Raw genomic sequence first — 14,420 nt, forward strand, 5'->3', positions numbered from 1 at the left:
ATTTTTTATTGTAATTATTTAAATACTTTGTTTAAAAATTGCGTGGTATACTGAACTGTTTGATCAAACCACGGCTGAAAAAACCAAAAGGAATGAGGTGAATTCTGAATTATTCTGACCTCATTATAAATTTTATTTTGATTCAGAATCGCAATCATATCGTCTCTTCCTGCATGAAACCGGTCAAAACTGCTGTTGATGAACAGTGTTGGCGGAGTCTTTTTATCGGTATGCCTTAAGGCCGATGCTTTCTCCCAATTCTCAGGATTCTCCTGATACGTTCCGTTTAACCAAAAAGCCGCCATTTCTCCTTCTTCCGATTCGGGATGTTTAAAGGCCAAAATCCCATCTATATCAATTATTGCCTGCACTTTTGAAGAAGACACACTCTTGTTCCGAGAGTCTTCAAAAGCTAAATTTCCATTTGTTACACCAATTAAAGCTGCCATTTGACCTCCTGAGGAGCATCCTAAAATGGCAATTTTGTCCGGATCTACCTGAAATTTTTTAGCATTCTCTTTTACAAATTTAATCGCATTTTTTACATCATAAATCGCTTCCGGATATTTTGCTTCTAGTGATAACCTATATTCGATCGCAAAACACGTATATCCTTTTGAACTTAATGCCTGTCCTAAAACCTCCATCTGATTTTTGTTCCCAGATTTCCATCCTCCCCCATGAATCAGTATAACTCCCGGATTTACCTTTTCAGCTTTTTTCCAATAGGCGTCCAGATGTAACTCCCTGTTTCCAATTTTATCATAGACTATGTTCTCCATTTGAAGAACGTTTGTCTTATTATTCGCCTCCGCAATTTTTATAAACGGATATTTCTTAATTAGTTTGCCATAAGTACTTTTTACCGTATAAGAAGTGTCAACGGCATACTGGTTTTGTGCCATGATAACCTTCGAAAAAAGCAATAAAGCAATACCTATTCTTTTCATTCTAATCGCTCTGATTTTTAGTTAAAAGGAGTCCGCTTCCGGATCGAACCCCTTTTTAACTTCCTCAAAAAAACGTAACCTCAAAATTTTTAAAACCACTAATCATAAAAACCTTTTTAATAAGCCGGGTTTTGAGGGTAATTTTTACTTCTGTTCAAATCCAATGCAGACTGAGGTATTGGTCTTAATATTTTAAGATTACCATTTTGTCCGTTAAAGACGCTTGCATTTGTGATTTTAGGATTGTATAAAACAGCTCTTTGTACCAATGTACCTGTACGTTTCAAATCGAACCAACGGTGGTATTCTCCTAACAGTTCTCTACCTCTTTCATCTAATATGGTGTTGATATCAATAGTCGTCATTACCGGAATTGCTCCTACAACTCCGCCTCCTGCTCTTCTTCTAACTTCATTCAAACGCGTTAGAGCTGTCGCTGGCTGACCTGCTTTAAAGTAAGCTTCGGCGGCGACCAGATAGGTTTCTCCCAGCCTTGCTACAATAAAATCACGAGTACTGCTTCTGTTTGTTGCCGGTGTGATAGGTGTAGTGTTGTAGTTGGTGCTGGTGGCACCGCTATAAGGAGCATTTGGATCATCAAATTTACGAACGGGAATCAGGTTGTAATCACCTCCTGAGGCTGCTGATGAAGAGTAGGTTCCCCAATTGTGATATCTGAAAGTTGCCGCATTTGCTTTTCTTGAAGCATTAGCTGTATTCCATGCCGCTCTATCGGCTAAAGTAAACCAACGAGGTTCGTAAAAATCTGTAATTTTTAAAGCCGTTTTATCTGCTACCGTATAAAAATCATAGTATTTACTGTAGATTTCTGTCATGAATGTATTTTCCCAACGTTTATCACCCTGCTCATATAAAGATAATGCGTAAACTGTAGGACAAAGTGTGTAACTTCTGTTTGGATAAGGGTTACCTGCTGCCGCTGCGCCTAAATAAGAGCTAAACCAGTAGTTTTGTGAACTTCCCAAAGCTGTTACCCCTGTAGCATTTGAAGCTACAGAAAACTGCACCGAGAAAATCGTTTCAGCATTCATCTCGTTTCCTGGTTTTACCACATCGGCAAAAGAAATATTAAGTGCCTGTCCTGCTATTACCTGATCTGCTAAATTAGCCGCAGTTGTAAAATCTGCCGGTGTTCCAAAAGTTTCGTAACCTTTAGTCAAATATACTTTTGCTAATAAATCCTGAACGGCTCTTTTATTAACTCTTCCTGTATAAGCCCCTGTACCCACTGCCGGAAGCGCTTCGTTAAGGTCTTTTAAAATTTGTGTGTATACTTCTTCTGCTGAATTTCTGTCGAAAGAGGTAACAGCAGTATTAATGTTTTCTAATACAATCGGAACACCTCCATAAGTCTGAACCAAAAGGAAATAAGCATTTGCTCTTAAAAATTTCAGTTCCCCTACTCTTGTATCTATCGTACTTGCTTTTTCGGTAAGGGTTGAATAATACAATCCCTTGTTGGCTTGCTGAATGGCCATGTAACAAGTTCTGTACAATAAATCTACTCCGGCTGACGAAGAAGAAAGGGTTAAATACTTAGCCAATCCTTCCGGTTCCTGATTTCTTCCTTCAGAGTACATATCGGTACCTGCTTCAAACAGCCACGGATCACCGCCGTATATATCTTTTAGAGTGGCATAATTGGTATTGACCAATGACTCAAACCCGGGAGCAGTTAGAAAATATTGTTCTGCCGAACCAAAGGCACGGTTGTCTTCTTCGATAAAATTGGAGCACGAATTGAATGTCGTCGCCAGTATTGCTATAACTAATACTATTTTTTTCATTTTTCTTAATTTAAAATTTTAAACTTAATCCCATCTGAACGGTCCTTGTCGCAACACGATTCACTGCTAATGCTGCAGTTGCCCATTCAGGGTCATATCCTTCGTAATTGGTAAATACAAAAGGATTCAACACATTCACATAAAGTCTTAAACTTTTAATTTTCAATTTGTTCACTAAATCCTGATCAAAACTATACCCAAAAGCGATGTTTTGAATTTTTACAAATGAAGCGTCTTTGTAAAATGCTACGTTATTGGTATCATAATAAACCCCTGCCCCACGTGGTAACGGATTTGTATTGGAATACTGAGCGGCCAGACCAGCACCATTAGCCGGAATATACCAGTCTCCAAGATCCAATTTTTGACGTCCTCTATCGGTAACATCTGCAAAGTTGTCGTGGAATCCGCTAAAAACAGTCATTCCCTGATTGGTGATTAACGACATTGACAAATCAAATTGTTTTACTTTTAAAGTAGTAGAGAAACTTCCGGACCATTTAGGATCGTAGTTTCCTAAAATAGCTCTGTCGTTATTGGCGTCAATTTTTCCATCGTTATTCAAATCTTTTACTTTTGCTTCTCCCGGTTTCTGACCATAAGAAAGGGCTTGCGCTGCCTCACTTTCCTGCCATACTCCATCAAAAACATAGTTGTAGTACGAATGAACATTTTCTCCGATAAAGAGATTGTTTCCAACATCACTTATCTGATTTTGTCCATAAATCGATTCCAGTTTGTTGACGTTTTTAGTAAAAGTAAAACTCGTTTCCCAGGTAACATTTTTAGTCTGAATGTTTTTAGTAACCAGCGCCACCTCAATTCCTTTGTTTCTGATAGAACCTACGTTAGAAGTAATGGTTGGTACTCCAATTTCCAATGGAAGTGCCTGTTGAAACAATAATTTTTTAGACACACGATTGTAAACGTCTACACTACCCGAGATTCTATTGTGAACAAATCCGAAATCTAAACCTAAATTCACCTCTTTTGTTTTTTCCCAGGTCAGGTTTGTATTTCCTAAGTTTGAAGCCGTGTAACCATTTGCGATTGTACCATTAAAATCATAATAAGTTGGATTTTTTAAAACACTTAAACTTGAATATGGTTTTACGTTATCGTTTCCTGTGTAACCAATACTTCCTCTAAATTTGAAATTAGACACAAAATCTAATTTTTTCATAAATCCTTCCTCATGAACATTCCATCCTAAAGCTACAGAAGGGAAAGCAGTCCATTTATTATTTTCAGCCAAAACTGATGAGCCGTCATAACGTACCGAAGCGGTTAACAAATAGCGCCCTTGGTAAGCATAATTCAAACGGGCTGCATACGATTCTAAAGTATTTTTAAAGTACGGTGTGAACACTCCTGAAGGAATTAAGGCAATAGTACCGCTTGATGGCGTGAAGGAGTAAGTAGACTGAACTCCTGAGCCTAAATTGTAAAAACTGGTTTCAAAAGGGTTTTCTCTTGACGCCGCAAAATATGTTTCGGTAGCATTAGAATAGAAACTCTGAAGTCCTAAAAAGCTAAAAACGTGGTCTTTGTTTAAGGTGTAGTTGATGTTAAACTGATTGTCCCAAGTATAATTAAAATTGTTCACATTCGTCACGTCACCGGATGGCAAACTTTTATTTTTAAGACCAAAATCAGTTTGAGCACCAAATGATCTTCCTTCTCTGGCATCCATTTTTCCTGCTGAAAAAGTAGATTTGAACGATAACCAACTGTTGATTTTATATTCTCCAAAAATATTACCAATGGTCGTAAATCTTTCTATTTCGTCTGATGAATTTGCAATTTCTAAAAGCGGATTGTAAGAACCTGTTTTATTAATCGCTAGATTTCCGTTAGGATATCTCAATGTACCCGGCTGTTGTGCATAAGTTCCCACGATTTCATTACCGGCTGCATCTATCGCCCAAGGCGAAGTATATGGATTTTGTCTGAAAGCTTCCTGCATGGCCGTTGGACTTCCCAACTGTTCAGAAGTTTTAGAAATGGTCAGGTTTACTCCAAATGAAATTTTATCGTTTACCTTATGGTTCAAAGCTGCTTTAAGATTGTATTTATCGATTCCCTCATTATCAATCACTCCGGTTTCTTTCTGAGCTCCTAAACCAATGTTGTATGACAGTCCGTTATCGGCACGACCGGAAACATTTAAGTAATTGTTTTGCATCATCCCGCCTTTAAGAACCGCATCCTGCCAATTGTAGCTTTGATTATTAGCCACTCTCTGAAATAATACAGGGTTTGTACCCGCCTGTCCTACAGCAGCATTCAATTCTGAAGCATCAATATCGTTATAGGTTGGATTGGTTGCTGAGATAGTAGTTGCCAAAAATGCAGATTGGTGATAATACCACCATTTTTCCGGACTCATTAATTTTGGTAATCTTACAGCCTCTTTGATACCGTAAGAACTGTCAAAAGTAACGCTAACGCCAGACTTAGCATTTGTTCCGCTTTTGGTCGTTACAATGATAACCCCGCTTCCTCCTCTGGAACCATAGATGGCAGCAGAAGATGCATCTTTCAAAACGTCCATTCTCGCAATATCCTGTGGATTCAGGAAGTCGATATTATCAGTAGGTACACCATCCACGACAAAAAGCGGTCCAGAACCATCTTTATTGATCGAGTTTGTTCCTCTGATGGTAACATTAAAACCATCTCCAATTCTACCACTGTTCGAAGTTACCTGAACGCCCGCGATACCTCCCTGAATGGCCTCCATTGGATTAGTAACGTTTCTTTCGGTTATTTTAGCTGCCGATAAAGTGTTGACAGCACCTGTAAGATCTGTTTTCTTTACAGATCCATATCCTACAACCACCACTTCATTAAGTGAGTTGGATTGCTCAGCAAGGCTTACATTCACTTTCGATTTTCCTGCAATGCTCACTTCTTGTGTCTGAAAGCCTAAATAACTCACAATTAAAATCGCTTTATTATTGGACACATTCAATTTAAAACTTCCTTCAAAATCTGTAGAGGTTCCGTTTTTAGTTCCTTTTTCCTGAATGTTTACACCAGGTAATGATAAACCCGCAGCATCTGTAATTTTCCCTTCTATTGTAGTCGATTGCCCATAAGCTGTCGCGCTCAACAGAAAATTCAGGAAAAATAAAAACACAAAACTGTATTTTATTTTTTTCTTTAATAGTTGTTTGGTATTCATAATTTTTTAAAATGGTTTGGTTAATTGATAGTTTTTAATTTGTACGTTATTCTACTTTTTTTTCATTGATATAGGTATTAATAAATTTTATGTTCTTCACGTTTTTGAGCAGATGTACAGCGTCTACTTTTTGAATGACAACATTTTTAAGGGTAATATTTTCCACAGGAGATTGTACGTAACCTTCTGCCCAAACGCCATATTTGCCTCCATTTTTCACTTTTATATTTTCAAGACTTACGTTTCTGATAGTCGGAATAAAGTCACCAGTTTGTAATCCATATACATTGTAAAACATGTTTAATTTTAAGACACATTCTTTTACGGTTCCCACTTCAAGATTACGGACATACACATTTTCTATGATTCCGCCTCTTTTTGAATTGGTCTTTATACGGATGGCACGATCCAAATTTGGACTGTCCATGACACAGTCTTCCACAAAAACGTTATTGACACCGGCCGATATTTCACTGCCAATTACAACTCCGCCGTGACCGTCGATCATTTTACAGTTTTGAACAATAATATTTTTACTCGGAATTGCTACTCGTCGACCATCGGCATCCCGGCCTGCTTTGATTGCGATACAATCATCACCGGTATTAAAAGTGCAGTTTTTGATGAGTATATTTTGTGAATATTCGGGATCACAACCGTCATTATTAGGGCCATGGCTACTTACGGTAACCCCGTCTATAATGATGTTCTCTGATTTTAATGGATGCAAGATCCAAAAAGGAGCGTTTATGATAGTGACGTCTTTTACCAGAACGGTATTACATTCAAAAAATTCAATAAAATTAGGGCGCAGGTAACGTCCATCTCCAAAGATCCTTTCTTCAACCGAAACTCCTTTTTCGGCCATATCTACCAAAACTTCTCTATTTTGTGGATCATTTTGCGATGGAATACCTTTTTTCCATCCGTAATCTTTACCCCCTGACCAAATCCACCAGTTGGTGTGATCAGCCTGTCCGTTCAGCGTTCCTTTTCCGGTTATGGCGATATTAGTTTTATTCTTTGCATAAATAAGAGGAGAATAATTCATCAGTTCAGTTCCTTCAAATGAAGTATGAACGACAGGATATTCTTTTGGATTGATGCTGAAAAGGATTTCTGCCTGATCCTCTAAATGCAAATTCACATTACTTTCTAAATGAATTGCTCCTGTGAGATATTTACCTTTAGGAACCAAAACTTTTCCGCCGCCATTTTGAGCACATACTTTTATTGCTTTTTCAAAGGCTAAAGTGTTCCCTGTTATTCCGTCGGCGACTGCACCAAAATCCTTAATATTATAGGTCTTATCCGGAAAGTGGGTTTCTGGAATACTCTTAATTACTAACTCTTTGTTTTTCCAGGGATCAGATTCAGAAACTGCCACAGCCTGCTTTCCACAAGAAAGCATCATGAATCCTGCTACAGCTCCTATTAAAACTGATTTAACTACCAAAACTTTCCCTGTAATCATTTGTGTTGTAATTTAGGTTTGATTTCCAAAACAATGTAATTATGTAATCGATTACACGAAAGTAAAAAATAAGTTCCAATACACCAAATTTATTTGAAAATTAATTATATATTTAATTTTTATTACGGAATATAATTACACTTAATGTAAAAAATTAGATAATTTATTATCATTGTAGGATCGAAATCGTTTTAATTATAAATCATGGTAATCGATAACAATTTGTGTAACGTTATAAAAAAATATGTATTTTTGTCAGAGATTAATATGAAAAAACTTTTTTAATGAGCGAAAAAATAACCATTTACGATATTGCCGAAAAATTAAATATCACCGCTGCAACTGTTTCCCGGGCGTTAAACAACAATCCGAAAATAAAAGAGAGCACACGTGAGTTGGTTATTAAAACTGCAGCTTCCATGAACTACAAGCAGAATAAACTCGCGCTCGCATTAAAAAGTGGGCGAAGTAATAATATTGGTGTTATAGTTCCGCGTATCGACAGTAACTTTTTTGCTTCGGTGATCAGAGGTATTGAAGAAGAACTTCATCCGCATGGCTATCAGGTAATTATTTGCCAGACGCACGAAAATCCGAAAAGAGAAAACGAAAATCTATATACTTTAATAGACGCTCAGGTTGATGGCATCATCATGTCTGTTACCGATGTAACCGGAGAAAATGACGGTGCATTTCAATATGTCTTAGAAAAAAATGTTCCGCTCATCTTTTTTGACAGAAGTAAACATATTGACGGAGTGAGCTCTGTAACGATAAATGACTTTAGAGGTGGTTATTTAACAACCAAACATTTGATCGACGAAGGCTGTCGCCATATAGCGCATTTATCCGGAGATCAGTCGCTTGAAATTTTCAAGAACAGGTTCCTGGGATACAAGCAGGCTTTACTGGATAGCGGAATAGCTTTTAATGAAGAATACGTAATTCCGGTAAAAAGTACTGTTGATCACGGAAAAGAAGCTGTAGACCTTTTGCTACAGCTGAAAACACCGCCTGATGCTATATTTTCATCAAGTGATTTTGCTGCTTTAGGCGCTATTCAGGAATTAAAAGAAAGAAACATCAGTATTCCGAAAGAATTTTGTGTCGCGGGTTTCAGTAATGAACCTTTTACGAAATTTATGGAGTTATCGATTACTTCGGTGGATCAGTCTCCACTTGAAATGGGTAAAATGTCTGCACGTGTTTTTCTGGAACAAGTAGACAAAACGGAGACGATTAAAATAGAAAAAAAGGTAGTTCTTGCTCCGGAATTGCACATTCGTAAATCATCTTCAAGAACAAGCTTTTAATTTTTTATTTTACCATTAAGATAGTAAGGCAAATTAAGTTTTTGCCTTTTTTTTTCCTCAAACCATTAAGATATTAAGACAAATTAAGCTTTTGCGTTTTTTATCTAAAGATTAACCCGTTGGTTGAAATTGAACACAATTTAATTTTAACACATAGAAACATAGATCGTAATACCTCAAAAAAGAAGGCAAAGTAGAAATACCTTTCTTTCACATAGTATAATATGTGCTTTTTAACTAGTGAAACGCCTTTTCTAAGCTTACAAAGGCTATGTTTCTATGTGTTAAAACAATTTCACCCAACGGGTTAAAGATTAAGTAAATCAACCGGTAAAGCACAACTTCTATACTACTTAATAAAACTTAATATCTTAATGATTCAAACAAAAAAAACTCACTGTTAAGTGAGCTTTTTTATATAATGCTTTATTTTTCTAGAGTGAAACTCCTCTTTTCCAAGGAATAAAATCATTTTGATTTAAGATTGCTGCCTTGGTTTTAATGGTTCCACTGGCAACATCGATGATAAATTCCAACATTTCGTCGGCCATTTCGTCGATGGATTTTTCTCCTGTGATAATTCCACCAGTATCAATATCGATGATGTCTGACATCTTTTTAGCCAGGTCTGTGTTGGATGAAATTTTCACTACCGGTGCGATCGGATTTCCTGTTGGCGTTCCCAAACCTGTGGTAAACAATACCATATTTGCTCCTGAACCTACCATTGCTGTTGTACATTCAACATCATTTCCAGGTGTACAAAGTAATGTTAATCCCGGCTTCGAAATGTATTCACCATAGTCAAAAACACCTGTAATTGGTGATGTCCCACCTTTTTTAGCCGCTCCCGCAGATTTCATCGCATCTGTAATCAATCCGTCTTTGATATTACCCGGAGATGGGTTCATATCAAATCCTGAACCGGCATCTACCACTGTTTTTTCATACCATTTCATTAATTCCAGGAAACGCTCTCCTCCTTCATCTTCGACGCAACGGTTAACCAATTCCTGCTCTACCCCACACAATTCAGGAAACTCCGAAAGAATGGTAGTTCCTCCTAAAGCCGCTAGTAAATCTGATGTTACTCCTAAAGTTGGATTCGCCGAAATTCCGGAGAATCCGTCCGAACCACCGCATTCTAAACCAATTTTTAATTTGGATAAAGGCGCAGGGGCCCTTTGCACTTCGTTGGCTTTTTTAATCGCTTCAAAAGTATCTTTTACCACACTACTAAGCATGGTTTCGATAGTTCCAATTTGCTGCTGATCGTAAATCAAAACCGGCTTTTTACTGTTTGGATTTATCGCGTCTAAGGCATCTTTAAAAATCTGAATCTGCAGGTTCTGACAGCCCAAACTCAAAACAGTTGCTCCAGCCACGTTTGGATTGTTTACATAACCCGCCAACAACTTGGCCAGACTGTGCGAATCCTGACGAATACCACCACAACCGCCCTGATGTGTGATGAATTTTACTTCTATATTATTGAATAAATTAGCATCATTTGAAGCCGCCTCATTTCCCGCACCACCCGTTTCTGATTTCACCAAAGAACGAAGCAGCAATTGATAATCGTTCTCTTTAGGCTTCATTAGCTCTTTCTCAAAGATATCTTTTAAGATTTCAATGTTTCGGTTCTCACAAAATACCAATGGAAAAAACAACCATACATTCTCTGTTCCAACTTGTCCGTCTTCTCTGTGATAACCCATGAAAGTTCTGTCTTTCCACTTATCAATATTAGGTGCCGTCCATCCAATTGTTTCTGTTTTTCCGGTTACCTTATCACTTTCATGTTTGACATTTGCTGTAGAAAGCAAACCTCCTTTTTCAATTTTGGCACTTGCTTTCCCTACCAAAACGCCATACATAATAATCCTGTCTCCTACATTAAAAGGAACCATCGCGATTTTATGTTTCATTTTCACATCACTCTCAACAGTAACAGCCGAACCTTCAAAATCAATCACCTCTCCAGCTGAAAGATTCACTAAAGCAACTGCTACGTTATCAGTAGGATGAACTTTTATAAGTTTTTTTTGCGTTGCCATAACTAAACTTTTTGAGTTACATTATTTATTTCTTTTTGAAAATTGGTAAAACCTTTTTCAATTCCGTTTGCGTCAATTTCTTCCAATGCCACTGTAATTGCTTTTGTCAATCCCGGCAGCAGTGTTAAATCCTCGTCCCAGAAATTTTTATTTTGCAAAGTCAGTCGCGCTATTTTTTCATAATCATCCGATTTCCAAAGACTTTCAAAAAAAGAAACGATATCTTCACTGTCATTAACCGGCAAAACTTCCCCTTTCCATGTTCCTTTGTAGAAACGAATTAAAGCAGCAAATGCAAACGTCAAATGAACCGGAAGTTTGTGATGAATACCTACATAACCAGTCAAACTAGGCAATACTCTTACTTTGAATTTAGAAACCGAATTCAATGCAATTGACGACAATAAATGCTTGATAAAAGGGTTCCTAAAGCGGTCTAAGATTTCTTCAGAGAAACTTGCCAATTCCGCTTTGTCCATATTCAATGTTTCATTAATCTCCTCAAAAACAGCTTTATTTACAAAAGCTCCCGTAAAAGAATTATCAACTGTTTCTTTTACTGTTTCGTTACCATAAAGCATTGAAAAAGGAACCATAGCCGTATGTGCTCCGTTCAAAATCCTTACTTTACGCGTACGATAAGGCTGCATGTCTGCTACGATTTTTACATCTAAACCCGTTTTCTCAAACGGAAGTTTTGCTTTTAAGGTATCATCTCCTTCAATCACCCATAAAAAGAAGCTTTCAGCACTTACAATCAAATCATCTTTATAGGTTAATTGACTGTTATATTCTTCTATCTGGTCTTTAGGATAACCAGGTACAATTCTGTCTACTAATGTATTATGAAAAGAACAGCTGTTTGTTAACCACGAAACAAATTCCTCTTCCAATTTCCAATCGGCACAATATTTTAAAATAATTTCTTTTAAAGTATCTGAATTGTAATTGATTAATTCGCAAGGAATAATTGTTAATGCTTTATCTGCCGCTCCTTTAAAATACTTGAATCTTTCATATAAAAGCACGGTTAGTTTAGCCGGAAATGAAACCGGGGGCTGCATGGCCAACTGATCAGATTCGATATACTCAATACCAGCTTCGGTTGTATTTGAAATGATAAAAGCCAATTCTTCTTCTTTGGCTAAAGCCAAATATTCCTGAAAAGAAGCGTAAGGATCAACTGCCTTCACGATATTGGTAATCAATTCTTTCTCCTGAATTTCTTCTCCTTTTTTAACACCCTTCATAAACAAGGTATACAATCCGTCCTGAGCATTAATCATATTCACTAAACCTCTGTCAATAGGCTGTACTACCGCGATTCCTGCATTAAAATCAGCTTCCTGATTTAATTTTTGAAAAGCATATTCAACAAAGGCTCTTAAAAAGTTACCTTCACCAAATTGAACTATTTTTATAGGAAGTTTTTCCGAAAACCCTGAGTTTACTCTGTTTATTTTTTCCATTACTCTCTCTTAAAATGTTATAAACAACCACGTTCAATCCCTTATTTTCGTTCATTTTCTCACACTGTAAAAGAAACATTACACTTGTGTGAGGAAAACAAATCTTGCTGTGAGGACTCACAAAATTTATTTATCAAGCGTAATGTTCAATTACAATTTCTAAAATCTAAAAAAACGCATGTTAAATAAGGATTGGTATGATTACTCCTTATTTATTTTTAATATTTTTTATGATCTCAAGAACCTGACTGACTTTTATTTTTAGTCCTTCAAAATCATTGTTATCTAATATATCTTTTGAAATTAACTGTGACCCGATCCCAACACAAGTTGCACCTGCATTAAACCACGAAGTCAGGCTATCAACTGTTGGCAAAACGCCGCCAGTAGGCATAATGTTGGTCCACGGACAAGGCCCTTTTATGGCTTTTATAAATTCCGGTCCGTAAATATCACCCGGGAACAATTTTACAATTTCGCAGCCTAATTCTTCGGCTCTTGCGATTTCCGTCAACGTTCCGCAGCCCGGAGACCAAAGTACTTTTCGACGATTACAGGCAATTGCTATATCTTCTCTAAATACCGGTGTTACAATAAAATTAGCTCCTAAACTCATATACAATGAAGCCGCAGCCGCATCCGTAACAGAACCAACACCAAGCATCATTCCCGGTAATTCTGCCAAAGCATATTTATTTAGCGCTCCAAAAACTTCATGAGCAAAATCTCCTCTGCTGGTAAACTCCATTAATCTTGCGCCTCCATCATAACAGGCTTTTAGCACTTTTTTGCTTATTTCGATATCCGAATGAAAAAATAATGGAACCATTCCGTTCTCTTTCATCGTTAAAGCCACTTCAATTCTTGAATATTTTGCCATATTTAAATCATTTATCTAGATACTAATCCGGTAGAATTACCATCTATCATATTTTCTACTTCTTTTAAGGTAACCAGATTATAGTCTCCGGCTATGGTATGTTTTAAACAACACGCAGCTACTGCAAAGTCTAAGGCTCGCTGATTGTTATTTTGATATTGTTGCAATCCGTAAATCAAGCCTCCCATAAAAGCATCTCCACTTCCTACTCTGTCTACAACAGGTGTTACTTCTTTTACAGCTGCCTGATAAATTGCTTTTCCGTCGAATAAAATTCCACCAATTCTCTGATGCGATGCGCTTACGGAATAACGCAGGGTTGTCGCTACTGTTTTTAAATTCGGAATCAGATCAAACAATTTATTGTACAAAACCGGAAGCGATTTTTCATCCTGATAATTCGGATTGACTTTGGGAATTCCCAACATAAAATAGGCAGTATCAATATCACCTAAAATAACATTGCTGTATTGCAACAGTTCCGGCATCACATCGCTTGGTGTTTTTCCATATTGCCATAACTTTGATCTGTAATTTAAATCGCAGGAAATTGCAATTCCCAACTTGTGAGCAGCTTTAACTGCTTCTAAACAGGCTTCGGCGGCACTTTGGGAAATTGCCGGCGTAATTCCGCTCCAATGAAACCAGCTCGCACCTTCCAGCACTTTCTCCCAGTCAATCATTCCTTTTTCAATAGTTGCCATTGAACTGTGCGCACGATCATAAACGACATTACTGCCACGTGTACCTGCACCGGTTTCGAGAAAATAGATCCCTAAACGTTCTCCACCGTAAACTACGTTACGGGACTCTACATTCATCTTTCGCATTTCTTTTAAGGCCGAAGCACCAATTTCATTCTCAGGTACTCTTGTTACAAATTCTGCGTTGACACCATAATTTGCCAAAGACACACAAACATTAAACTCACCGCCTCCATACGTAGCGCCAAATGCTGTAGATTGTGAAAAACGCAAATGCCTTTCCGTCGAAAGACGCAACATAATTTCCCCAAATGCAACTACTTTATTCATATAATTTTATTGTTTTACCATTAAGATATTAAGAAAATTAAGCCTGATGCTTTTATTTGCCACAGCTTACACTGATTAAAAAGATACTTAAACTCTTTCCTCTATATTCTTTCCTCTATATTCTTTCCTCTATATTCTTTCCTCTATATTCTTTCCTCTATATTCTTTCCTCTATATTCTTTCCTCTATATTCTTTCCTCTATATTCTTTCCTCTATATTCTTTCCTCTATATTCTTTCCTCTACCTT

At 37.1% G+C, this 14,420-nt stretch carries 9 protein-coding genes; 1 reads left to right on the plus strand and 8 read right to left on the minus strand.

Translation table 11 applies throughout. The features are described 5' to 3' along the window. Positions 1–14 precede the first annotated feature (14 nt). The 4 genes from OGZ34_RS17460 to OGZ34_RS17475 form a co-directional block, all read right to left on the minus strand. Positions 15–950, minus strand: coding sequence for an alpha/beta hydrolase (locus tag OGZ34_RS17460; protein ID WP_263361092.1), 936 nt, complete (start codon positions 948–950; stop codon positions 15–17). Between the two features lie 116 nt (positions 951–1,066). Next, complete coding sequence (locus OGZ34_RS17465; RefSeq protein ID WP_173964095.1) at positions 1,067–2,758, minus strand: RagB/SusD family nutrient uptake outer membrane protein; 1,692 nt, start codon at positions 2,756–2,758, stop codon at positions 1,067–1,069. Positions 2,759–2,768: 10 nt separating this feature from the next. Continuing rightward, positions 2,769–5,945 carry a SusC/RagA family TonB-linked outer membrane protein gene (locus OGZ34_RS17470; RefSeq protein ID WP_263361093.1) on the minus strand — a complete coding sequence of 1,059 codons (3,177 nt, stop codon included), beginning with the start codon at positions 5,943–5,945 and terminating at the stop codon, positions 2,769–2,771. Between the two features lie 46 nt (positions 5,946–5,991). Then, complete coding sequence (locus tag OGZ34_RS17475) at positions 5,992–7,419, minus strand: glycoside hydrolase family 28 protein (RefSeq protein ID WP_263361094.1); 1,428 nt, start codon at positions 7,417–7,419, stop codon at positions 5,992–5,994. Between the two features lie 284 nt (positions 7,420–7,703). Between OGZ34_RS17475 and OGZ34_RS17480 the strand changes: the two genes are divergently transcribed. Next, positions 7,704–8,732 carry a LacI family DNA-binding transcriptional regulator gene (locus tag OGZ34_RS17480; protein WP_263361095.1) on the plus strand — a complete coding sequence of 343 codons (1,029 nt, stop codon included), beginning with the start codon at positions 7,704–7,706 and terminating at the stop codon, positions 8,730–8,732. A 434-nt stretch (positions 8,733–9,166) separates the two neighbouring features. Here the strand turns inward: OGZ34_RS17480 and OGZ34_RS17485 are convergent, their stop codons facing one another. From OGZ34_RS17485 to OGZ34_RS17500, 4 genes are all read right to left on the minus strand, one after another. Continuing rightward, positions 9,167–10,789 (minus strand): UxaA family hydrolase, encoded by a 1,623-nt coding sequence (locus tag OGZ34_RS17485; RefSeq protein ID WP_263361096.1) that lies wholly within the window; start codon positions 10,787–10,789, stop codon positions 9,167–9,169. Between the two features lie 2 nt (positions 10,790–10,791). Continuing rightward, on the minus strand, positions 10,792–12,258 hold the full coding sequence (locus OGZ34_RS17490) for a tagaturonate reductase (RefSeq protein WP_263361097.1): 1,467 nt from the start codon (positions 12,256–12,258) through the stop codon (positions 10,792–10,794). A 208-nt stretch (positions 12,259–12,466) separates the two neighbouring features. Further along, positions 12,467–13,138 (minus strand): bifunctional 4-hydroxy-2-oxoglutarate aldolase/2-dehydro-3-deoxy-phosphogluconate aldolase, encoded by a 672-nt coding sequence (locus tag OGZ34_RS17495; protein ID WP_263361098.1) that lies wholly within the window; start codon positions 13,136–13,138, stop codon positions 12,467–12,469. 11 nt (positions 13,139–13,149) lie between these two features. Continuing rightward, entirely contained in the window at positions 13,150–14,172 is a 1,023-nt protein-coding gene (locus OGZ34_RS17500) for a sugar kinase (protein WP_263361099.1), read from the minus strand. Positions 14,173–14,420 lie beyond the last annotated feature (248 nt).

Origin of the sequence: Flavobacterium collinsii (assembly GCF_946903285.1) — a bacterium.
Classification (GTDB): Bacteria; Bacteroidota; Bacteroidia; order Flavobacteriales; family Flavobacteriaceae; genus Flavobacterium; species Flavobacterium collinsii.

Coding starts and splice junctions, on each gene's coding strand:
- OGZ34_RS17485 (WP_263361096.1), bottom strand. CDS start 10,789: ATGGCAACGCAAAAAAAACTTATAAAAGTTCATCCTACTGATAACGTA.
- OGZ34_RS17470 (WP_263361093.1), bottom strand. CDS start 5,945: ATGAATACCAAACAACTATTAAAGAAAAAAATAAAATACAGTTTTGTG.
- OGZ34_RS17500 (WP_263361099.1), bottom strand. CDS start 14,172: ATGAATAAAGTAGTTGCATTTGGGGAAATTATGTTGCGTCTTTCGACG.
- OGZ34_RS17460 (WP_263361092.1), bottom strand. CDS start 950: ATGAAAAGAATAGGTATTGCTTTATTGCTTTTTTCGAAGGTTATCATG.
- OGZ34_RS17490 (WP_263361097.1), bottom strand. CDS start 12,258: ATGGAAAAAATAAACAGAGTAAACTCAGGGTTTTCGGAAAAACTTCCT.
- OGZ34_RS17480 (WP_263361095.1), top strand. CDS start 7,704: ATGAGCGAAAAAATAACCATTTACGATATTGCCGAAAAATTAAATATC.
- OGZ34_RS17495 (WP_263361098.1), bottom strand. CDS start 13,138: ATGGCAAAATATTCAAGAATTGAAGTGGCTTTAACGATGAAAGAGAAC.
- OGZ34_RS17465 (WP_173964095.1), bottom strand. CDS start 2,758: ATGAAAAAAATAGTATTAGTTATAGCAATACTGGCGACGACATTCAAT.
- OGZ34_RS17475 (WP_263361094.1), bottom strand. CDS start 7,419: ATGATTACAGGGAAAGTTTTGGTAGTTAAATCAGTTTTAATAGGAGCT.